At 61.8% G+C, this 20,888-nt stretch carries 20 protein-coding genes and 2 pseudogenes; 10 read left to right on the plus strand and 12 right to left on the minus strand.

Annotated elements, in window-relative coordinates:
• Positions 1-3 precede the first annotated feature (3 nt).
• Positions 4-372 carry a hypothetical protein gene (locus CXQ91_RS20155; RefSeq protein WP_146072389.1) on the minus strand — a complete coding sequence of 123 codons (369 nt, stop codon included), beginning with the start codon at positions 370-372 and terminating at the stop codon, positions 4-6.
• On the opposite strand from CXQ91_RS20155, the gene CXQ91_RS20160 reads away from it, so the two are divergent.
• The gene (locus tag CXQ91_RS20160) at positions 359-745 is read left to right on the plus strand and encodes a hypothetical protein (RefSeq protein WP_104175666.1); all 387 of its coding nucleotides are present in this window, start codon (positions 359-361) and stop codon (positions 743-745) included. The two genes, CXQ91_RS20155 and CXQ91_RS20160, sit on opposite strands and share 14 nt — an antisense overlap.
• Before the next feature lie 41 nt (positions 746-786).
• Here CXQ91_RS20160 and CXQ91_RS20165 read toward each other — a convergent pair whose 3' ends face one another.
• The 6 genes from CXQ91_RS20165 to CXQ91_RS20190 form a co-directional block, all read right to left on the minus strand.
• Entirely contained in the window at positions 787-1,338 is a 552-nt protein-coding gene (locus CXQ91_RS20165) for a TerD family protein (protein ID WP_104175667.1), read from the minus strand.
• The gene (locus tag CXQ91_RS20170) at positions 1,338-1,841 is read right to left on the minus strand and encodes a hypothetical protein (protein ID WP_104175668.1); all 504 of its coding nucleotides are present in this window, start codon (positions 1,839-1,841) and stop codon (positions 1,338-1,340) included. The genes CXQ91_RS20165 and CXQ91_RS20170 overlap by 1 nt, the downstream gene beginning before the upstream one ends.
• Before the next feature lie 29 nt (positions 1,842-1,870).
• Positions 1,871-3,064, minus strand: coding sequence for a toxic anion resistance protein (locus CXQ91_RS20175; RefSeq protein WP_104175669.1), 1,194 nt, complete (start codon positions 3,062-3,064; stop codon positions 1,871-1,873).
• Positions 3,065-3,185: 121 nt separating this feature from the next.
• Positions 3,186-3,767 carry a TerD family protein gene (locus CXQ91_RS20180; RefSeq protein WP_104175670.1) on the minus strand — a complete coding sequence of 194 codons (582 nt, stop codon included), beginning with the start codon at positions 3,765-3,767 and terminating at the stop codon, positions 3,186-3,188.
• Positions 3,768-3,805: 38 nt separating this feature from the next.
• Complete coding sequence (locus tag CXQ91_RS20185; protein ID WP_104175671.1) at positions 3,806-4,387, minus strand: TerD family protein; 582 nt, start codon at positions 4,385-4,387, stop codon at positions 3,806-3,808.
• Positions 4,388-4,408: 21 nt separating this feature from the next.
• The gene (locus CXQ91_RS20190) at positions 4,409-4,999 is read right to left on the minus strand and encodes a TerD family protein (RefSeq protein WP_104175672.1); all 591 of its coding nucleotides are present in this window, start codon (positions 4,997-4,999) and stop codon (positions 4,409-4,411) included.
• Between the two features lie 383 nt (positions 5,000-5,382).
• Between CXQ91_RS20190 and CXQ91_RS20195 the strand changes: the two genes are divergently transcribed.
• Positions 5,383-6,486, plus strand: a complete 1,104-nt coding sequence (locus CXQ91_RS20195) for a type I restriction enzyme HsdR N-terminal domain-containing protein (RefSeq protein ID WP_104175673.1) — start codon at positions 5,383-5,385, stop codon at positions 6,484-6,486.
• A 227-nt stretch (positions 6,487-6,713) separates the two neighbouring features.
• On the opposite strand, the pseudogene ppk2 reads toward CXQ91_RS20195, so the two are convergent.
• A pseudogene (gene ppk2, locus CXQ91_RS20200) lies at positions 6,714-7,606 on the minus strand (polyphosphate kinase 2).
• Between the two features lie 1,014 nt (positions 7,607-8,620).
• Between ppk2 and CXQ91_RS24585 the strand changes: the two are divergent.
• Entirely contained in the window at positions 8,621-8,836 is a 216-nt protein-coding gene (locus tag CXQ91_RS24585) for a hypothetical protein (RefSeq protein ID WP_146072390.1), read from the plus strand.
• Positions 8,837-11,025: 2,189 nt separating this feature from the next.
• Here CXQ91_RS24585 and CXQ91_RS20210 read toward each other — a convergent pair.
• Entirely contained in the window at positions 11,026-11,367 is a 342-nt protein-coding gene (locus CXQ91_RS20210; RefSeq protein ID WP_181038972.1) for a RidA family protein, read from the minus strand.
• 287 nt (positions 11,368-11,654) lie between these two features.
• On the opposite strand from CXQ91_RS20210, the gene CXQ91_RS25410 reads away from it, so the two are divergent.
• Positions 11,655-12,203: a YegP family protein gene (locus CXQ91_RS25410; protein WP_258074155.1), complete on the plus strand. Its 549-nt coding sequence runs from the start codon at positions 11,655-11,657 to the stop codon at positions 12,201-12,203.
• Positions 12,204-12,932: 729 nt separating this feature from the next.
• Here the strand turns inward: CXQ91_RS25410 and CXQ91_RS24875 are convergent.
• Positions 12,933-13,097, minus strand: a complete 165-nt coding sequence (locus CXQ91_RS24875; RefSeq protein ID WP_181038973.1) for a hypothetical protein — start codon at positions 13,095-13,097, stop codon at positions 12,933-12,935.
• A gap of 243 nt (positions 13,098-13,340) precedes the next feature.
• On the opposite strand from CXQ91_RS24875, the gene CXQ91_RS25415 reads away from it, so the two are divergent.
• Positions 13,341-13,775, plus strand: coding sequence for a hypothetical protein (locus CXQ91_RS25415; RefSeq protein WP_146072391.1), 435 nt, complete (start codon positions 13,341-13,343; stop codon positions 13,773-13,775).
• Between the two features lie 247 nt (positions 13,776-14,022).
• Here CXQ91_RS25415 and CXQ91_RS25810 read toward each other — a convergent pair.
• Positions 14,023-14,067: pseudogene (locus CXQ91_RS25810) on the minus strand (hypothetical protein); the annotation flags it as partial.
• A 176-nt stretch (positions 14,068-14,243) separates the two neighbouring features.
• On the minus strand, positions 14,244-14,687 hold the full coding sequence (locus CXQ91_RS20230) for a transposase (protein ID WP_104175677.1): 444 nt from the start codon (positions 14,685-14,687) through the stop codon (positions 14,244-14,246).
• Positions 14,688-14,942: 255 nt separating this feature from the next.
• Here CXQ91_RS20230 and CXQ91_RS20235 point away from each other — a divergent pair, with 255 nt between their 5' ends.
• The 5 genes from CXQ91_RS20235 (at position 14,943) to CXQ91_RS20255 (ending at position 20,879) form a co-directional block, all read left to right on the plus strand.
• Positions 14,943-15,620: an aspartate/glutamate racemase family protein gene (locus CXQ91_RS20235; RefSeq protein WP_104175678.1), complete on the plus strand. Its 678-nt coding sequence runs from the start codon at positions 14,943-14,945 to the stop codon at positions 15,618-15,620.
• An 11-nt stretch (positions 15,621-15,631) separates the two neighbouring features.
• Complete coding sequence (locus CXQ91_RS20240; protein ID WP_146072393.1) at positions 15,632-17,086, plus strand: four-carbon acid sugar kinase family protein; 1,455 nt, start codon at positions 15,632-15,634, stop codon at positions 17,084-17,086.
• Between the two features lie 187 nt (positions 17,087-17,273).
• Positions 17,274-18,245 carry a sugar-binding protein gene (locus CXQ91_RS20245; RefSeq protein ID WP_181038974.1) on the plus strand — a complete coding sequence of 324 codons (972 nt, stop codon included), beginning with the start codon at positions 17,274-17,276 and terminating at the stop codon, positions 18,243-18,245.
• Positions 18,246-18,321: 76 nt separating this feature from the next.
• The gene (locus CXQ91_RS20250) at positions 18,322-19,836 is read left to right on the plus strand and encodes a sugar ABC transporter ATP-binding protein (RefSeq protein ID WP_104175681.1); all 1,515 of its coding nucleotides are present in this window, start codon (positions 18,322-18,324) and stop codon (positions 19,834-19,836) included.
• Entirely contained in the window at positions 19,833-20,879 is a 1,047-nt protein-coding gene (locus CXQ91_RS20255) for an ABC transporter permease (protein ID WP_104175682.1), read from the plus strand. Before CXQ91_RS20250 ends, CXQ91_RS20255 begins: the two co-directional genes overlap by 4 nt.
• Positions 20,880-20,888 lie beyond the last annotated feature (9 nt).

Below are 20,888 nucleotides of genomic sequence, written 5' to 3' on the forward strand. Positions count from 1 at the left end.
CCGTCACGGTTCCTGCCGGCGGGCGGCAGCTTTGGTGGTCATGGAAAAGCCGAATTCCTGCCAGAGCTCGGCGGCGTCGGCGCGGGCGGGCACCGGTTCGGCGCGTAGCTCGATAACGCCATCGATCGCGGTCAGGGACAGGATGTATCTGAGCTCTCCGTCAGCCGCGGGCAGCGTCACGGTGCCGCCGTCGAAAATCTCCACGGTCAGAGGGGAGAAAGGCTGTCCGATAAACAGCGCCCGGCGCAGCTCCCGGATATGCCGAAGCGCCACGGCGGCCGTCCCGTCCACGTAGCCGACCAGCGGGCGGTTTCCCGAGCATTCGAGGGTGGTGCCGGAGACGGCGCCGTCCACGCTCATGGCCCCGGTCACGTGTTCTGAGCTTTCCCATGCCGCCGAGGTTGCCCCCGTCACCAGCAAGCTGCCGATCGCCGACTGGCGCCGGTCAAGGCGGATCATCGGCGTTTGGGCGTTGAGCAGCCTCGTCGCGCCGATCCCGGGAGCCGGAAAGAGCCTGGTGGGCCGGGCCGCGGCCCGGGGCCGGGATACGGCCGACGGGGCGGCAGCTGACGTGTTTGGTGCCGCGGATGTGGGCGCGGGCGACCGGCTGAGGGACAGCGACGTAGTGGCAGCTGGTGCCGCAGGGGACGACGGCGGCGCTGCCGCCGGGACGGGTGCCGGAGCGAACGTTGCCGCGGCAGATATTTCATCGCGGGCGGCCGGCCTGACCCTGCGGCTGAGGTAGGTTATGTCCGTGCGGATGCTGGACCTGTTCAGTGCCATCGCCTAGACATCGAACCGGAAGTCGGCCGCCACGCCGCGCAGGCCGGTTGTGTAGCCCTGGCCCAAGGCCCGGAATTTCCAGTCCTCGCGGTGGCGGTAAAGTTCACCGAACATCATGGCCGTGATGTTGTCCTGCGGGGACTGGGGAATATCGAAGCGCACCAGCTCCTGATTCTGTGCGGTGGCCACCCGGATGTATTGGCCGCGGATGGCAGCGAAGGTGCCGGGCCCGCGGAGATCGGGGTCGACGTAGACAATGAACGTAATTTTGGCGACGCTGTCCGGTACGAGGGACAGGTCCACGTCGATTTGCTCCTGGTCCTCGGTGCCGGCGAAGGCCACCGAGCCCTCGGGGCTCGCGATCTGGTTGAAAAACACCAGGTGATCGTTCGAGACGGCCCGGCCGCCGGCGTCGCACATGATGGCCAGGGGAACCAGCTCAGACTGGGGCCCGCGGCTGGGGATGGACTGCCAGCCCAAGCCGATCATGACTTTGCTCAGTCCCGGGTTCTCGGCCGTCAGGGCGGCGTTAGCCCCGGCCACAAGGTTGCCCATCAGCGGCCTTCCAACCGAAGCGCGGACGGCGCGAACTTGTCTTCGAGGAACCGGCCGTGGGTGGACAGCTCGGCAATGGCACCGATCCGCACCTGGTTGGCCAGGTCCCGGGCTATTTCCTCGAGCGTGGCGAACTGCTCCGCCAGCAGCTGCGTTGGTCCGGAGTCCTCAGTCCTGGCACTGTCCGGGAGCGCCAGGTACGTGCGCAGGGGGTCCGGGATGTAGCTGCAGACGATGGAGTTCAGCAGCACCTGCTGCTCCATCGAAGCACCGTGTTCGGCCATGTGGCTGACCAGCGGACGCAGCACATCGTCGATTTGGCGCAGCTGCGAGGACACCGACGTCGGCAGCTCAGCACCGGCCCGGCGGATGGCGCTGCGCAGGTTGTCCAGGGATCCGGTGGTCTGCGCTAGCTCGGCCTCGGCCGTTGGCTCGGGCGCCTGTTCAGCGATGCCCGGTGCGGGGGCGCCGCCGAACAGGGAGCCGATGAACTTACCAATCACTGCGGTACCGCCTGCTGCTTCGCTGTCACTTAGTCTGTCTGGCCCTGCCGTGCGCGTTCCAGGTACGGCCTGGCCTTCTGGACGCTGGCTTCGAGGGCCCCGACGGTGCTCTCCATGTTCTTGGCTGCCTCGGACCGGAACGTGTCAATGGCATCCATCGTGGCGAACACATTGTCGAAGGCCTTCTGCAGCGTCTCCACACTGACCCCGGAGCTGGACGCCTGCTGGTGGATGCGCGCGGTCTGGTCCTTGAGCATTTCGCTGGTGCTCAGGATCATGTTGTTGGTGGTGGTGTTGACGGCGTCGATCTGGTCCAGGACCATCTTCTGGTTGGCCAGGGCCTGGGCCACGATCACCGCCGTACGCAGTGCCGAGATGGTGGTGGTGCGTGCCCGCTCCACACCCTTGATCAGTTCAACGTTGTTCTTACGGATCAGGTCCATCGCCAGGTACCCCTGAACGGAGACGGCGAGCTGGGTCAGGATGTCCTGGTGGCGCTGGCGCACGGGGAACAGGACGTCCGCCTCCATCTTCTGTGCCTCGGTAATCTGCCCGGCGGCGCGTGCGGAGTCGATCTTCTCCACGCAGGCGGCGTCCAGTGCCTTGGCGAAGACGGCATATTCACTCAGTGCCTGCATCGTTTCCCAGAGCTGGACTTTTTCGTTGGCTAGGCTGGCATTGTCCTTGAGCAACTCGTCCTGGCCCGTCATCAGGGACTTGATGATCTGGTTCAGCTGGGTCTGCGCCGATTCGTATTTCTGGAAGTACTTGGCCAGCTTATTGCCGCCGGGGATGAAGCCCAGGATCTTCTTGCCCACGCTCATGTTGGCCTGGTTGGGAGTGAGGTCCTCCACTGTGCTCCGCAGCTCACCCAGGGTGTTAGCGACCGCCACCTGAGCGCTGTTCCCGGACTTCTTGGCGCCGGCAATGGACGTCGAGGAACGCTCCAGCAGCCTGCTGGAGGAGCTGCTTGACGCTGTGATCTCGGCGCTGCCGATCTTGTTAATGCCATCGACCTGTGAGGAGAACTCCGGGCTGCGCGCGTCCAGCTTGGCCAGGCCGGCCACGAACTCCCTGGCCTGCCTGTTGATCTCGGCGCGCCGTTCGTCGGGAACCGGCACCATGCCGAGCGCGTCTTCGGGCTGAACAATGGCAGGGGCTTCCGGAGCGTGAAGCACCAATGAAGCCTCAGCGGCGTCGGGGGGAGTCAACGGAGAATTCATGATGCTGCCTTTTCAAGAGTTCGGTGGTGTCCCGGTTTCGATTGGCCGGGACACCACCTCAGGTGGAAACGATGCGGAGCGGAAGGAGTCTGCCCGGACCCTAATCAGTCCGGCAAACTAATCAGCTAAGGTCGACGCCGAAGTCCTTGGCTATGCCGGCGAGGCCGGTGGCGTAACCCTGTCCGACGGCCTTGAACTTCCAGTCACCGTTGTTGCGGTAGACCTCAGCGAAAATCATCGACGTTTCGGGCGCTGCGTCCTCGCTCAGGTCGTAGCGGACGATTTCCTTGTCATCGACCTGGTTGATCACGCGGCAGTACGCGCTGCGCACCTGGCCAAAGTTCTGGCCGCGCGTTTCACCCTGGTCGATGGAGACCACAATGACAACGCGCTCGACGTCGGCGGCCACCAGGGAGAGATCGACCAGGATCTGTTCGTCGTCGCCGGCGCCTTCGCCGGACCGGTTATCGCCCAGGTGGGTGACGGAGCCGTCCGCGGCAGCGGGCTGGTTGTAGAAAATGAAGTCCGCGGAGGATCGGACCTTGCCGTCCGCGGCCACCAGGAGGGCGGAGGCGTCGAGGTCGAAAGCCTCACCCGTCGTCGTACGCGGGTCCCAGCCCAGCCCCACTACAGCCTTCGACAGGCCTGGTGCGCTCTTCGTCAGGGACAGATTGCTGCCTTTGGTAAGGGTTAGTCCTGCCATGTTTGTACCATTCCTTCGTGTTGAATCGGTCTTGCGAACTAGTCCAGCGAAATGCCGAAATCGGTGGCGATGCCGTGCAGTCCCGTGGCATAGCCTTGGCCAACCGCCCGGAATTTCCATTCGGCACGGTTGCGGTAAATCTCGGCGAAAATCATTGACGTTTCAGGTGCCGCATCCTCGCTCAAATCGTAGCGGACCACTTCCTGGTCCGTGTCCTGGTTCAGGACACGGCAGTACGCGCCACGGATCTGGCCGAAGTTCTGGCCGCGGGCATCCGCCTGGTCGATGGACACAACGATGACAACGCGGTCCACGTCCGCTGCGATCAGGCTGAGGTCGATCAGGATCTGTTCGTCGTCGCCCTCGCCCACTCCGCTGCGGTTGTCGCCCTGGTGGACCACCGAACCGTCTTTGGCCTGGAGCTGGTTGTAGAAGATGAAGTCGTCCTGCGACCGGACCTTGCCGTCCGCGCCGACCAGGAGCGCCGAAGCGTCCAGGTCGAAGGCTTGGCCGCTGGTGGTCCTCGGATCCCAGCCCAGGCCGATCAGGGCCCGTTCCAGCCCGGGATCGGCCTTGGTGAGGGAGAGATTATTACCTTTGGTAAGGGTCAGACTCGACAAAATAAGGAATCCTTCGAACGGCTAGAGGACGGCGGCGGCCGGTGCAATCAAGTCCGCAACCGAGCGGCCCTGGGCCCGCTCCCCGATGGCCTTAAAGGTCCAGCCCGCACCCTCACGGGATACCTTGGACATGATCATGGCCGAATGGGTCCCCGAGTCGGTCAGCTGGTACTTGGCAATCTCCGGGCTTCCTGCCGTGGAGTCGTCCACCAGCCGGCAAAAGGCATTCTGTACCTGGTCGAAGGTCTGGCCGGTGTAGCTGCTGATGACGAAGACGATGTGTGCCACGGCCGGGGAGACGAGCTCCAGGTTGACCAGGATGGTCTCGTCATCGCCGGCGCCGTCGCCCGTCAGGTTGTCTCCGGTGTGGCGCGTGGAGCCGTCCTTGCTCTGCAGCTGGTTGTACCAGACCTGGTCAAGCGACTTGCCGGCCGCGTCGAAGAAAATGGCCGACGCATCGAGGTCGACCTCTACGGTCTTGGCCTTTCCGAAAAAGCCCTTTTTGACCGGAGCCGCCGAGTCCCAGCCCAGCCCCATTTTGGTTTTCGTGAGCGAACCGCCGTCTTTTTTGGTCAGCGACAGCGACTGGCCCTTCTGCAAGCTCAATCCCATAATTTTTCAACCTCCAGCTAGTTTGAAAATACTTGCGTCCTCAAGTCCCAACGAGCCCGCCCATGCGCTAGTTCCTTGTGCACATGTGACATTAGCGAAGCGGAGGTCGCAGACCATGCCGATCAGGCCGGGTTCGAGAGCGATCCTAGCCTGAATGGAGATAAGTTCGAAGCCGCCTTTCGCTGGCGGCAAAATCAAAGAGGTGGCGAATGCATGAACTCGCGGTAAACGCCAGTGCATTTGCGGAATTTCGGTCAATCCGGCGTCCGGCACGGGTACGCTGCAATTGCAGTCGTGGCGCGGGCGGAGGCGGACAAGGCGGCGGTGTATGGTCTCGTCTAATTGACGAATTCAGAAGGGACTGAATTCAATTGGGGGGGAAAATGACAGACATTAAGTATCAGGCGCGCCTGCAGGTGCTTTCCCAGTGGGCCACTGAGGCAGCCGGGCAGGGTCACCTGGTTCCGCGCACCGCTGATCTGGAGGCCATCTCCGCGGCGAGGACCGTCGAGGCCCCGGGGGTAAGCAGGGAGGCCGTGGAGCCCTGGTTGCCGACAATCCAGTGGCTGTTGAAGCAAGCGGCTTTTGGTGTGGTGGACGCACATGTTCAACTCCCCGACGAATTGTCGCGTCCCATGGGTGCTGTCGATGCTCCCCAAGCCGTTCCTGCCGACGAAGAGTCAGCCGGCGACGATTCCGCTGAAGCGCCAGCACCGCCGGCTCTGGAAGTGCGCCTCGTGGCAGTCGACGCCGCCGAAGCCGTCACAGTGGTCGCAGAGATCAAACCCGCGCCGCCGGCCGCCAAATTGCCGAAGTGGGAGTCCGAGGCCCATGAGCAGGTCAAGGCTGCCGTGCAGCGGTTCACGAGGCCGCTCCACGATCTCCTGGCCCGGGACGCCAATGAGGGCGACACCCGTCTTCTGATCACGGACATGCTCTGCGAGGGTTTGGGCTATGACAAATTCCGCGACCTGACCACCGAGTACATGGTCAAGCAGGATTTCGCGGACTACGGCGTCAGAATTGATAAGCAGCTGATTGCCTTCATCGAGGTCAAGCGGGTAAGCCAGAAACTCGGTGAGCGCCACCTCCGCCAAGTCCAGATGTATGCGGTCAACGAGGGTGTGGAATGGATGATCCTCACCAACGGGCAGGTCTGGCAGGCCTACCACCTCACCGGCGGGCTCCCCGTGATTGTGAATCTCGCCTTCGAGGTTGACCTCCTCGGCCCAGAATCGGTGGAGGAAAAAGCGGAGAAAATGTTCTTCCTCCACCGGGAGGCGCTCAAGCGTCGCCGGATCGATGAGCTGTGGAAGCACCGCGCGGCAACGTCGCCGGATGCACTTCTGGACATCATCCTGTCCGACTCGGTGCTGGACGTCATCCGCAAGGAAATCAAGCGGAATACCGGGATCACCACCACGGCCCAGACGCTGGCGGCAGTGATCCGGACCGAGATCGTTGACCCTAAGCTTCGGAGTATGTAGTAAATCCACGGGTACTCAGCGGATGGTTTTCCGGCTCAGTTCTGCTGTCTTCACGAGTCATTGCCCCAGGGGCCTATATGCGGGAGCTGCCGGAACAGCATAAAGCCGCTGGACACAGCCATTTCCCGGTCGCTATACGGGTAAAACCGAGGCGCAGATCACCAAGTCGGCATTAACTTCCGTTTCGGGCCGGGCCATGCCAGCAGGACTGCCGGCTACGGCTGGGCCTAATGTGCTCCGGGCCTTTCGCCGTCTTCGAAGATTCTCGAGGCCGGGCCGACAATGAGGCTGTCCGGTGCGGTGACCAGTTCAGTGTCTTTGTCGTCGTAGTCAAACATATGAAGGACGTGGCGCATGGCCTCAAGCCGGGCGCGCTTCTTGTCGTTGCTTTTGACCACTGTCCACGGCGCCCAATCGGTGTCCGTCGCCAGGAACATCGTCTCCTTGGCAGTTGTGTAGGAATCCCACTTATCCAGTGAGGCCAGGTCCATAGGGGAGAGCTTCCATTGCCGCACGGGATCGACTTGGCGGATCGCGAACCGGGTCAGCTGCTCTGTCCGTGACACAGAGAACCAGAACTTCACCACGTCAATGCCGTCGTTGGTCAGAACCTGTTCGAAGGCCGGGGCCTGGCGAAGGAAGCCCTGGTACCGCTCATCGGTGCAGAACCCATGACCCGCTCCACCCCGGCACGGTTGTACCAGGAGCGGTCGAACATGATGATCTCTCCCGCAGCCGGCAGGTGGGTGGCGTAGCGCTGGAAGTACCACTGCGTCTGTTCACGTTCGCTGGGCTTTTCCAGCGCCACAACGTGGGCGCCGCGCGGATTCAGGTGCTCGGTGAATCGTTTGATCGTGCCGCCCTTGCCCGCGGCGTCCCGGCCTTCGAAAAGCACGACAAGGCGACGGCCCGTGGCCTTGACCCACTTCTGCAGCTTCAGCAGTTCGATCTGCAGAAGCCGCTTTTCCAGTTCGTACTGCTCCCGGGTCATCCTGGCCCCGTAGGGATAACCCTCCCTCCAGGTGTCGACCGGCGTGCCCTCGGGGGTCAGCAGGACAGGGTCGTCGTCATCTTCATCCAGCACTGTGAAGCCGTGGCGGGCCAGGTCAAAAACGTTCATCAGCTGAACGTACTTCGCTGGCATGAACGTTGCGTGAACACATCGGCCGCAGCGGTTCCGGTGACCGTTGGGCTGCGGGGTTCGGTCCCGGACAGGGGAGGTTAGCGGGACAACCCAGTCAGCCGCGGTCGCTGGGTCGCGGGATTGCGACGCCGGCGCTAGGCATTCTGGAAAGACTCCGCCTTCGAAGTGGAAGCTGAGCAGTTCGGCCCGGAACTTGACCGCGTCGACGTATCCGGTCAGGGCCGGGCGCCGGTTTCCGCACCGGGCCCCGGAGCGGGCCGCCGGCCGTGTCCTTGAGTCCCAGACCGGGAAGTTTCCTCCGTTGGTGACGAGCTCGTCATAACTAGATAGCGGACACGGATTACAAGACCAGGCACGCCCCGGTCCGGAACCGCCAATCGAAGATGAAAGAAGAACCCGCCTTTCCCACCAACAGTCGTGGTTTCGGCTGGCAACTTGCGAGAAAAGGCCGCAAGCTGGATAGGGGGAAATGAGAGGTGTGAGCGAATCGCACTCCCGCCGCCACAGGAAGGCCCTGGAATTCCAAGACCAAAACGGCAACTCAATCCGTTGATGCGCAAGTACCTCAAGGCCAGCCACCCCGCCCATCCAGAGACCAGAGGTCTCGGCGGCCTCAAACCGATCGAGCCGGCCGCCCGGCGGGAGGGGATGCCCCTCCTCGGCGATGATCAGGTCTATGTGATGAAGTACGGCAGGGAGTACCACACGGCGTGGTGCCAGGTTGTGGCCGACAAATGGGCACACGCACCCAGAGGACTGCTCGTGACCTTGTTGGCCGACGTCGGGGTGCGGACCCGATGCCTAGAATGCGAACGAGCCTTGACGTCGGCCGGAGCGTCGTCTGCCCAGGAATATCACCTGCAACCCCGGCCCTCTCCGGCATCCCCGCCGCCTGATGCGGTGATCCCGCTTAGGGTCGTTGGGACCGCCCATGGAATCCTCTTTCTGGCGGCGGCGGCGGAATTTCAGGATCGCCTTAGGGAGGCGGCGGTGGAGCCGGCGACCCCGCTGCTGGTGGACGGTCGGCGGGCCGGGATGGTGGTGCGGGTGGACGCCGCACGCGACGAACCACTCCTGGTTGTCCAGTTGGATCCACGCGCTGCGTTCCGCGATGGCCCGTACCAGGTGCGCCTGCGTCGTCCACTGCAGCGGTCGGCGACCAAACCCTACGCCGTAGAGTCCGTTGAGTCGGCGCCGTGGGCTTAGCAGTCCATATACCGTGGCCGACGCTGACTATTCGGGCAATTGAGCCCATCAAACCGGCCGAAGCTCCGTCTGGCTGTTCCGCGGTGCCGACAGCGCCAACCTCCGGATCAGCGGCTCCGGTTCCGGGGCTTCCGCAACGACGAACCTCGAATTGCTTGGGCGCCGTTCTCTTTTGGCCGGGCGGACACGCGTGAACCCGGCGCTCCGGTTACGGCATGTCGGTGAGGTTGGTCGTTGGGATTCTTTGAACCCGGGGCGGTGCACTGCGGCATACGTGAGACAGGCGCGTGCCGGATTCCTGACTTTGCCCCGGCCTGGATGAGACAACGCGCGGTGCGTCCCGGTTCAGGGCATTTGGGGCGGGAGAATCATCCTCTCGTGGGAGGCTTCGGCGCCTACACCAGCGGTTCTTTCACGGAAGCTCGAACTTAATTCAGCAGTGTTGACTGGACCCTTTCGCTGAGTTCTACGACCTTGACCCATGGCTTTTGACTCTGTGAGCGGACAGACCCTGGCTACGGCGCTGTTTGGGTGTCCGGTCATGCGATTTTCCGATTTCAGTCGATGAAAGGGTCTAAAGGAAGAACGGCCGGTGACGAATTTAGAGTCCGCGCATGTGCTGCAAGAGCAGGGTCCAAAGCCGGGTGCAGGGCAATCGCGTGCGCAAGTCTCGTTGGCACACACAGAGCTGCCGCGCCCCAGGTTGGGGAGCGCGGCAGTCGCTCTGCGTTACTCAAAAATGTGTCAGAAAGGGGTGTGGACAATGTCCACAGTTTCGGCTTCGGATCGGGTCGTACATCGGTTGGATCGGGGCGGATTCCGCAGGTTTCCGCGGGAGGCCCGAATTCGCAGGGCCGGGAATGCAGTTCGAGTCCCACCTCGGGCACAGTGTTTCCGCAGGTCAGCGGCCTAATGGGCCGTTGACTGTGGACAAATCTCCAAAATGTGTGGACAGCGGCGTAGCATTTTTCCTATGGCCAGCATTCGAAAGCGCACGAAAAGGACGGAACTTCGTCCTTCATGGTCTGCTGGCGGGACCCGGCCACCAGTAAAGAACAAGGCATTACATTCGCCACCGAGGCAGAAGCCGTCACGCTCAAGCGACTCCTTGATGCCAACAAGCAGTCCTTCGAGATCGCCCAGCATGCGATAGTCAAGAACCAGACCAAATCACCGACTGTGGCGGCAGTGATTCAGGAGCACATCGACCTTCTTGTGCGCCCGTCCGTCGGGACAGTGCACACGTACCAAACGATGCTGAAGCTGCACCATCGCGGACGTCATCGGTCATATTCCGGTCGACAAGCTCGACTACCGGCACCTGACCTACTGGATCAAGACGATGCAGCGGAAGGGCAGGTCTCCGAAGACCATCAAGAACAATCACGGCCTGATCTTCGCGGCCATGGAGACGGCTGTCATGCTGCGCTATCGGAAGGACAATCCTTGCCGACATGTTCAGCTCCCGTCAGGTGAAAAAGCAGAGGACGAGACCCGGTTCCTGACGCATGCTGAATTCGGGCTAATCCTTGAGGGTATGGGGGAGCGGTACCGGGCTTTCACCGAGTTCCTGGTCATGACGGGAACCCGCTTTGGCGAGGCAACTGCTGTGACCGTTGCAGACGTCGACCTCATGTCCAAGCCGGCAACGATGCGGATCAACAAGGCATGGAAACGTGGCACTGATTCCGAGTGGCGAAGACACCATCCACATCCGTTTCGGTCCGGAGCCCCTCCAACTTCCCGAAGCGCTCGAAATCCCGGCCCGGGCGGCCATAGCCGCACGCTCTGTGGCACGATTTGGCGGCATCGGCGAAGACCACGAATGGCTATTCCCCGGGCCGATCCACGGCCGTCCGATTACAACGTCAACCATGACCCGGCGGCTCCGCGCGATCGGACTGGAACCGGCGCCAGCGCGCAGTGCAGCCATGGGCCAACTTGCGATGCAGCTGCCCCCGGCCATCCTGGCCCGGCTGACGGGCATCACCGTGGCACGGGCTGCTGTATGGCACGCGGCGACATCGGCAAGTCAGGCTCGCAATCTCCCGGACGGTCCCAGCACGCAATCGCCGGGACGGTACAGCCTGACTCGAGCCTTTCAGGAGACAGCTACTACTGATTCAATCTGCACCTTGGCGCCCAGTGGAAGGGCTGCCACTTGAACGGTGGTGCGGACGGGATACGGTTCAGACAGGCGCCTGGAATACACGCCGGTTGATGGCTTCGAAATCCTGGTAATCAGTCAGATATACAGTGGTGCGCAGCAGATCATTCAGCGTCAGTCCCTGTTCATCGAGCAGGATCTGGAGATTGGCCAGCATCGCATCGCACTGCTGGGACACATCGTCAGAAACCAGCTCTCCGGAATCACGGCGCTGGCCAATGATTCCCGCGGTATATCCGATACCTTCATGTTCAACGTAATGGGAAAACGGGGCTTTTGACTGGTGGAGCTGAGGACTGAAGCGATGGCGAGGAATGGCTTCCTTCGGGCGGCTTTCGGCTTGTAGCGGGGATATTGGGGCCACCCTAGCAGGCGGTGTTGGCCTCCTACCGACGGCACACTTGCAAAAGCGGATACCGTCTTCCGACCCTTTCGTGGAAGGGTGCGCGCACCTGCGGATCTCAGCCGCCGCCTTTAGCTGACGGGTCCGTTTCCGGCGTTGAGTTCATGAGGATTCCTCGGGAGACCTGAGACCCATGTCAGCGTTGATTCCAAATCGGGACCCTAGGGTATTGACAAGCCCGGACCGCTCCGGGAACATAAGACATAAGACGTCAGACATCTGGCGTCTTATCAAAGGAAGTAAATAGCGTGTCAAAGAAGATCGCGATTCTGCATACAAGCTTCGTATTTGTTTCGGTCGAGCCTCTGATCAATGACCTCATCGCCGAGCTCACACCCGACGCTGAAGTTATCCACTTCGTCGACTCAGACGTCTTGGCCACAGCCGTACCCGAGCAGGGGATCTCGTCGAATACCACCACCCCGAACGATCTCGTTCAGATGATGGTCGGACGCGAGCTCGAGGATCTCCACGGAGTGCGGACATCACCCGTGGACGCCACCGCGACCCCCACTCTCCCGGCGCCAGCCGGGCCCGACGCCGTTCCCGTCGATGAACTTCCCTGGCGCTCAACGCCCGGTACGTTTGAGATCGTGCGCGTCGACGGGGGAGGGTTCCTCCTAAGGCTCGTTGACGGGAACGGGATGGTGCTGGCCCTCTCCCGAACTTACCCCGACATTTCCGCCGCAGTGAAAGGTGTCGAGGCTGTGCGGGAAGGCGCTGCCACGTCCCACATTTCGGACCAGACGGCCCGCCCCCCGGTGTCGACCCGATCCGGGTGGACGCCGGGTCCGTGAATGCTCTCCAGCCCCTCGGCGCAGCCCGGAGGCGCGCGGCCAGGACCCGCCGGATGGGCCGTCGCCCCCGGCCTGGCAGAGTTGCAGAAGCCATGCGCGGGCCCCCTGGTCCGACGCGGCGCCGCACCGAGTTCAACCGCCCGCGGGCCCAGCACGACTGCGTGCCACGCTTTGCTAGCGAAGCCGACATAACCGCCGACACGTGATTCCCTGCCGGTGGCTGCCGATCACCATTGGCGGTGACCGGCAGCCACCGGAGACTCACAGCGGATGACCGGGCACGGATACGATGCTTCGATCACCGCTTCCGTTCATCGGCTTCTTTGACAATGGATTCGTCGACACAGGTGTGGAACCATTCCTCACTGGGCGTTTCGCGCAGCTTTGGTTACCGGGGCACAGCGTTCGGGCGCCTGCTAGCCCGGCCGGGCGAACTGACCGAACAGCAGGTGGTCCGGCTCGGGCGCGGAGCGTTTAGACGTCCGGACTGGATTGTTGCCATCAGAGGGCTCGAAGCTGCCGGACGGGATTTACTTGGTTCCAGCCGGCTTCCGAAGACTGAGCCTGCGTCTGTAGACGGCACGTTTGAGTGGCGGGCCCGCACCCGTTACATTTATTGGGTTCCCGATCGCCGGGGACATGGTCACTGGACCCGGTATGACTTTCTCGCCCTGTCACTGATGATTCGGGGGGTGTTGTCGCCGGGTTCGTCCTTAGGGAAGTACGTCGTCACCGGTGATCTGCAGGCGTTCTTCGCGCCGCCGTGGAGGCGGCGTTTAGAAGGGTATGCAGTGTTCCGCTGGCCTGCAGGAGCAGTGCGGTGCCGGCGGCCAGGACAAGGACGCCGAGAATTGTCAGCCAGATCCGGTTCAAGGTTCCTGCGGTCTGTCTCATCGGAAACCATCCTTCAAATAGTCGCGGAGGGCCGGGGCGCGCATTGTCTTAGTCTCTGGACCGGACCGTGGCGGTAACCTGCGGAACCGGGGAGAGCTTCCAGACGGGCCCGGACAGCGTCGATGATCCTGGTGCGCAGGTCCCCTGGCTCGTCCAGGGAAGTCGTCAATGAGGCGCCACCGGTGCAGGAGCAGGAAACAGTGATGACCCGCCGCCCCTCGCACACCTGGCCAAAGCCCGGTGGTGGCCATAATACTGATCAGGAGTCATCATCGGGTGCTGGGGCTGCTGTGGATCATCGCCCAGATCCCGAGGAAAAACACGGCGGGCGCCGACCGCCTCCATGACGTCGGCAGCCAGGGGTTTACCCTCTGCGACCCGTCCGTCCTCGCCGCCGCCGTCGAAAACCAGATCAATACCCTGCCAGGTGTCGTTACTTCCGCGGCCCTGCTGCGAGGAACGGCCAAAGCCCCCGACCTGACCCTAAAGGTGACGGTCAATGACAGGGCCGACGTCCGGGACCTCATCCACCGCGTCCAGACATCCACCCTGCCGGAGCTCTCCAACGCCTGGACGCGCCCCTGCAGCGCAGCCGGCTGCAGATCGACATCAGCGGACGAATCCAAAGCACCGGAACCGTTGTGCATTCCACCGGCACCGTCGTCCGTCGTCCACTAGCAATTGGTCCTTTCATGCGACGCAGCGTTCCTGCCGGTTCAGTAGTCGTCTGCACAGATGCCAGTACACCCTGCACATGCCAACGCCCACCGAACGTTGGTGGACCAACGGCTCTTTCGAATATGGGACGAATCTGTTCTGGGTGCGCGCCGGTATCTTCCTCAGACAAGGCGGCATTGAGGCGGCCGGTCAGCTCATCAACGGATGTGATTCCCTTAGGCAGTTGCAAGTACCAGTCATAACCTCTTGGCCGAGGGCCGAAGCCTGCTGCCAAGATGAATTCGTCCAGCAAATCGTCAATGATCTTTTTGATCTTGTTCCTTGAAGGGGACCTTCTTGACAGTTACGGCATCTGCCGTTGTTGTGACGATGGCGACGTCCTTCGGAACACTGCGGTTGACCCTTCTATGACGTTTGTCAAGCAAAGAGGGTCTGTAGCTCGCGGAAGATGGCGGGCTGTGTAGCGTTTCAGGGCGCGTTTGATTCCCGGTAGGTCCGGCTTTCGCTGGTCCGGCGTTGTGTGTAGCGTCTGGTGGTCTCATCGCGGTCCATGCGGACTTTGACGATGATGTCCAGGGCCATGTTCAGCTGCCGGTCGCCGTGGCGGTTCAGGCGGTGCCTGACGGTGTTCCCGGAGGACACGGGCAGCGGGGAAACGCCGGCAGGGGCTGCAAAGGCCGCCTCGGAGCGTATCCGGCCGTGGTTTGAGTACGCGCAGAGGATGACCGGGCCAAAGCCCGGGCGGGTCAGGAATCCCGGGGCGAGTTGCTCGACGAGTTCCTTCAGCTGGGCTTTCATGCGGCGCAGGTGCCTGTCGGCGTCCTTGACCGCGGCCGCAAGCCGGGTGGCTTCCTGCCGGGCGATCTGCTGGTCTACCGGGGCGGAGGCGTCCCCGCTCCAGCCGGCGATCACCGTGACCTGGGCCCCGGTGAGGGCCTTGCGGGGCGGAGTTCCGCCAGGGTGCGCGCACCTGCGGATCTCAGCCGCCGCCTTCAGCTGACGGGTCCGTTTCCGGCGTTGAGTTCATGAGGGTTCCTCGGGAGACCTGAGACCCATGTCAGCGTTGCCAAATTGGGGACCTTAGGGTATTGACATTCCCGGACCGCTCCGGGAACATAAGACCTAAGACGTCAGACATCTGGCGTCTTATCAAAGGAAGTAAATAGCGTGTCAAAGAAGATCGCGATTCTGCATACAAGCTTCGTATTTGTTTCGGTCGAGCCTCTGATCAATGACCTCATCGCCGAGCTCATACCCGACGCTGAAGTTATCCACTTCGTCGACTCAGACGTCTTGGCCACAGTCGTGCGCGAGCAGGGGATCTCGTCGAATAGCGAGGCGCGAATGACACATCTTGCTCAGGCAGCAGAAGCAGCCGGCGCCGACATCATCTTCTCTGCATGTTCCTCATTGGGACCGGCCCTGGACGTCGCGGCCCGCAGCGTTAATACACCGGTGGTAAAGATTGACGACGCAATGGCAACGAGGGCAGCCCACGAAGGAACACACATTGGCGTTCTAGCCACCGTGCCCACGACGCTCGGCCCAACGTCAGATCTCATCCAGGCAAAAGCAGACGAAATCGGACGCAGCATCACGGTTGAGCAGCGGCTGTGCGAAGGCGCGTTCGAAGTCCTTATGTCGGGAGACCGCGAAAAGCACGACGCGATGGTCACTGAACAGGCCACCGACCTCGCCAAGAACGTGGACATGATCGTCCTGGCGCAGGCATCCATGTCCCGTCTCGCCGGCGCTCTCCAGGAGACGACCAAGATGCCGGTTCTGTCGAGCCCCCGCATAGGCGTGGAGTACCTGGCTCGACGCATCGCGGAACTCCCCGCGTGAAAAGGCCCGATGTGATCTTGGAAACCAGAAATTCAGATGAGTTGTTTTCCTCGGGACCAGCAGTCCTGCGCATCCCGGACTCCAGACTCCGCATTCGAGAGGCAAACGCTGCCGACAAGATCTGGGTGATTGTGCTCGACGACGACCCCACCGGAAGCCAGTCGGTCCAGGGAGTCCCGGTGCTTACCCGATGGGACGATGAGGATCTGAATTGGGCATTCGAGCAGCCGGGCAACGGTTTCTTCATCCTCACCAACACCAGAGGACTCAACGATGAGGAAGCGCGGTCTACGGTCACAGATGTCGCAGAGGCCATTAGACGTGTCGGGGCTGAATTGGGTGCCCGCTACACATTGATCACTCGCAGCGACTCCACCCTCCGCGGGCATTACCCTCTGGAAACCGATGTCCTAAGCGACATGGCTCGTTCTTCAGGCGAACCATATGATGCCCTGCTCCTTGCCCCCGCATACATCGCGGCGGGAAGGGTGACGGTAGGCGACGTGCACTATGTCGGCAGTGGAGACTCATTTGTTCCGGTTGGCCAGACAAACTACGCAAAGGACGCCACGTTCGGGTTCACCAACTCGAACGTCCGAGACTACGTCGAGGAAAAGACACACGGGGCCATATCCTCGAACGAAGTTGTGAGCCTCAGCCTCGAAGACATCAGAATAGGTGGCGCGGATCGTGTGCGCGACGTCATCCTGTCCTGCAAGAACGCCACTCCCGTTGTTGTGAACGCGGTTGATGAGGCCGACCTTGACGTGGTCGTTCTGGGCCTCATCCTGGCGGAAGAGGCTGGTGCTCGGGTCCTGAGCCGGACCGGACCCTCCTTCGTGGCGGCGAGGCTGGGCATCAAGGCTCGTGCCCCGCTATCCCATGATGAAGTCTTCACTTTCGGAGAGCGCGCCGGTAACGGATTGGTAGTTGTTGGTTCGCACGTTGAGCTGACTACCCTGCAGGTATCGCGGTTGAAGAACGAATTCCCGGACGTTGAGACCGTCGAATTGGACGTCCCGAAACTGCTCGACTCGGCTCAGCGCGCGGGCGAAATGGCCCGATGCGGTGACGCGCTTGTAGCAGCACTGAAGAAAACGGACGCGCTGCTTGTCTCGAGCAGAGAGCAAATCGTCGGAGCCACGGGCCATTCAAGCCTGTTGATTGCCCAGGCTGTGTCCCACGCGCTGGTCACCCTTACCACGCGGGCGGTCCATGAGGTAGCAACCAAGTGGGTGCTCGCCAAGGGAGGGATCACCTCAAGCGATGTCGCCACTGAAGGGCTTGAGATTCGGCGGGCGACGGTCGCTGGGCAACTGTTCCCTGGAATCGTCTCCGTTTGGGTTAACGAAGGTGGCAGCAGTCAGGGACTTAAGGGCCTTCCCTATGTCGTCTTTGCCGGGAACGTTGGAGTTGAATCGACTCTCGCCGACGCGGTCAGGATTCTGCGGGGCCCGCCGTACTGACCAACAGCAAAAGCGAGGCCCTCGACCAGGGCGCTCCTCGGACCCTCTGACGGGGACTGGGGAGTTTGCCTGCCAGAAGCATGAAGGTTTCCAATCATGCCTCAATGCAATTCAGAAATCTTGCATAAACCATAATCTTCACAGTTTTCCACCAGCGTCGCTTTGCACTAATTACAAAGGAGTAGTAATGCGTAAGATAACAGCCGTAACTGCCATGTTGGCCACAGCGGCGTTTGCCCTCACCGCCTGCAGCGGGGGGTCCTCCCCGAGCGGCACCTCCGGGGCCTCTGACACACCGGGGACATACGTCTTCCTACCGAAGTCGCTCAACAACCCTTACTGGGTAGACGCCCGCAAGGGGATGGAAGACGCAGCCGCCAAGCTGGGCGTAACGGCGAAGTTCCTAGGCCCGGACTCGGATAACGCCGCTGCACAGGTCGCCATCTTCGATTCCGTCCTCGCCACCCACCCCGCGGGCATCGCCATCTCACCGAACGACCCCGCGAGCGTCGTCGACAACATCGCCAAGGCGAAAGCGGCCGGCATCCCCGTTATCGCATGGGACGGACCCGTTCCGAACAGTGAAGTGCTGGGCTATATCGGGACGGACAACGTCGCAGCCGGCGTCCAGGCCGGAGAAGCTCTCGCTAAGAGCGTCGGGAACAAGGGCAAGGTCGCCGTTGTGATCGGCAGCCTGAGCGCGGTGAACCTCAACCAGCGTTTGGAGGGCGTCAAGAAGGCCCTCGCCAGCCACCCTGACATCAAGCTTGTTGCCACCGAGGTCTCCGGCGAATCCGTCGCCACCGCACAGACGAGCTCGGAAACCATCCTTCAGGCCAACCCTGACCTCGCGGGATTCATCGGTATCGGCGGTTCGGACCTGCCCGGCATCGCCGGTGCACTGAAGTCAGCCAACAAATGTGGGACGGTCAAGGCGATCGGCTTCGACGTCGTCCCGCAGGGTGTTGAAGGCATGAACGGAGGATGTGTAGACGCACTCATCTCACAGAAGCCGTTCGGAATGACCGCACAGGCTCTCCAGATCCTAGTGGACTTCCACAACAACAAGTCGACGCTTGAGAAGAACTTCGTCGTCGACACCGGCGTCGTGACGGTCACTCCGGACACGTTGGCGGAGTTCCAGAAGACCGCCCACTAGCTGTCAGCACGCGTGCGGGGTCGGCATAGAATCACGCCGACCCCGCCACCCCCACAACCGTTCCTAAGGAGTAGCAATGGTTACGCATCCGCTCATTGCCATGCGCGGTATCGTCAAAAGGTACCCCGGGGTCACCGCACTCCGCGATGTTAGCCTGTCGGTCGAGTCCGGCGAGGTTATGGCTCTCGTCGGTGAGAACGGCGCGGGCAAGAGCACTCTGTTGAAGATTCTCGCCGGCGCTGCACGTGCTGACGAAGGCGTCATTGAGATTTCCGGAGAAACAGTTCAGGTACATTCGCCCCGGGAGTCCCAGGCACGCGGAATTGCGGTCATCTATCAGGAGCTGAATCTCGCAAACGATCTGAGCGTAGCCGAGAACATCTACGTCGGCCGCGAGCCAAAAACCCGGCTGGGAACCGTGGATTTCCGCACGATGGAGCGAGGCGCCGCAGAGCTGTTGTCCAGCCTGGGCATCGACATCGCCCCGACCGAAATCGTGGGAAACCTGAACATCGCACTGCGGCAGATGGTCGAGATCGCCAAGGCATTGCTGATAGACGCGCGCGTCGTCGTGATGGATGAGCCAACATCGTCGTTGACCGAGGAGGAAGTCGAGACCCTTCTCAAGCTCGTCCGTCAGCTCCGGTCCAATGGCGTGAGCGTCATCTACGTTTCACACCGTATGCGTGAGATTTTCGAGATCGCAGACCGCATTACCGTCATGCGGGACGGGGCGGTAGTGGGCGTCCGTGACGCCAAGACCACCACCCCGAACGATCTCGTTCATATGATGGTCGGACGCGAGCTCGAGGATCTCTACGGAGTGCGGACATCACCCGTGGACGCCACCGCGACCCCCACTCTGGAAGTCCGCGGGCTCAGCTCCGGAAAGCTCCTGCACGACGTGAGCTTCTCGGTGCGTCCCGGCGAAATACTTGCTCTGGCAGGGCTAATCGGTGCCGGTCGTAGCGACGCGGCAATGACTATATTCGGTGCGGCGAAACGCGGTGGAGGAGAAATCCTCATAGACGGACAGCCGATGGCGTTGCGCACGCCGCGTGAAGCTATGGACGCCGGGATCGGTTTTGTTCCTGAGGACCGTAAACACCAGGGCTTATTTCTCGGACTGCCGGTCCGGGAAAACATGTCTTCGGCATCCTTGTCGAAGATCAGTCGCCTGTCCCTCGTGTCGCGACGCCGCGATCGGGACCTTGCACGCCAGTATGCGAAGCAGCTGGGCATTCGGGAGTCCGCGATCGAGGTCGCCGCAGGCACTCTAAGCGGTGGAAACCAGCAAAAGGTGGTGCTCGCCCGATGGCTGGCGCGAGTCCCCAAGCTTCTCATTCTCGATGAGCCAACTCGCGGCGTTGATGTTGGTGCAAAGGCTGAGATCTACCAACTGGTCCGCAAGATCGCCAGCGAAGGTGTCGCCATTTTGGTCATCTCATCGGAGCTAACGGAAGTACTGGGTATCGCCGATCGCATACTCGTCATGCGAGAGGGCTACGGCGTAGGCGAACTGGCCGCCGCGGAAGCAAGTGAAAAGCGCGTTATGGCTATGGCAACGGGAGTACAGGAAGACGTCTCATGACAATCAATGGAGAGACCGTGAAACGAATAACACAAACGACGCTAGACGGTGGTCCCGCCTTGCCGGCGGCGGCTCGAACATCGTTGAGTGAGAAGGTCCGCCATAGGCTGTTGAAGATCATCACAGCACGAGAGTCCACCCTCGGTGCCGTCGTGATTCTCCTGGTTCTCTACCTTTCGTGGGCTTCGCCGTACTTCTTTACCGCCGGGAACCTGACGGTCGTCGGACGGCAGATAGCTTTGGCACTGCTGATCAGCGTGGGCATGACGTTCGTCATCCTGATCGGCGGGATTGACCTTTCTGTCGGCTCCGTCGTCGCGTTGGTGAGTGTCCTGTCAGGTGAGGCCATGGTCAACGCCGGGCTACCGCCGGTCGTGGCTGTGATTCTGGCCCTGGCCGCCGGTGCGCTTGTCGGGCTGGTGAACGGCTCGATCAATGCCTTTGCGGGGATACCGTCGTTTGTCGTGACTCTGGGCATGCTGGCCGTGGCTCGTGGATTGTCGCTCGGTATTAGCGGCGGTTCGACGATCAGCGGCTTCCCGCCAGGCTTCCTCTACATCGGGCAGGGAGCATTCCTCGGTATCCCCGTTCCCGTCTGGATCGCAGCCGTTGTTGCGATTGTGGCCCACTTCGTGCTGACACGCACTACATTCGGTCGCCACATCTATTTCGTAGGCTCTAATGAAGAAGCGGCCAAGCTGTCGGGCATCCGAGTGCGCCGTGTGAAGATTTCCGTATTCGTCGTTGCCTCCACCCTCGCGGCAGTATCAGGCATCCTGGAGACCGCGCGATTGAGCGTCGGCCAACCGGCTGCAGGAAACGGATACGAACTCTTGGCTATCGGGGCGGCCGTCATTGGTGGAACAAGCCTATTTGGGGGCGTGGGCGGAATTCTAGGAACCGCGCTGGGGACTTCCCTGCTCCTCCTTATTCAAAACGCGCTGATCCTCCTAGGCATTTCCGCCTACTGGCAGCAAGCATTCAGCGGCGTCATCATCGTCGGAGCAGTCGCACTAAACATGTGGCGTAGACAACGTAACTAGTACGTAAGC

Origin of the sequence: Arthrobacter sp. Y81, from assembly GCF_002929335.1 — a bacterium.
In the GTDB taxonomy this organism is placed as follows: Bacteria; Actinomycetota; Actinomycetes; order Actinomycetales; family Micrococcaceae; genus Arthrobacter.

Excerpts from the sequence above, each read along its gene's own strand:
- CXQ91_RS20180 (WP_104175670.1), bottom strand. The coding sequence starts at position 3,767 with ATGGCAGGACTAACCCTTACCAAAGGCAGCAATCTGTCCCTGACGAAG.
- CXQ91_RS20255 (WP_104175682.1), top strand. The coding sequence starts at position 19,833 with ATGACAATCAATGGAGAGACCGTGAAACGAATAACACAAACGACGCTA.
- CXQ91_RS20195 (WP_104175673.1), top strand. The coding sequence starts at position 5,383 with ATGACAGACATTAAGTATCAGGCGCGCCTGCAGGTGCTTTCCCAGTGG.
- CXQ91_RS20175 (WP_104175669.1), bottom strand. The coding sequence starts at position 3,064 with ATGAATTCTCCGTTGACTCCCCCCGACGCCGCTGAGGCTTCATTGGTG.
- CXQ91_RS24875 (WP_181038973.1), bottom strand. The coding sequence starts at position 13,097 with ATGAGACAGACCGCAGGAACCTTGAACCGGATCTGGCTGACAATTCTC.
- CXQ91_RS20245 (WP_181038974.1), top strand. The coding sequence starts at position 17,274 with ATGCGTAAGATAACAGCCGTAACTGCCATGTTGGCCACAGCGGCGTTT.
- CXQ91_RS20160 (WP_104175666.1), top strand. The coding sequence starts at position 359 with ATGGCCCCGGTCACGTGTTCTGAGCTTTCCCATGCCGCCGAGGTTGCC.
- CXQ91_RS20250 (WP_104175681.1), top strand. The coding sequence starts at position 18,322 with ATGGTTACGCATCCGCTCATTGCCATGCGCGGTATCGTCAAAAGGTAC.
- CXQ91_RS20165 (WP_104175667.1), bottom strand. The coding sequence starts at position 1,338 with ATGGGCAACCTTGTGGCCGGGGCTAACGCCGCCCTGACGGCCGAGAAC.
- CXQ91_RS20190 (WP_104175672.1), bottom strand. The coding sequence starts at position 4,999 with ATGGGATTGAGCTTGCAGAAGGGCCAGTCGCTGTCGCTGACCAAAAAA.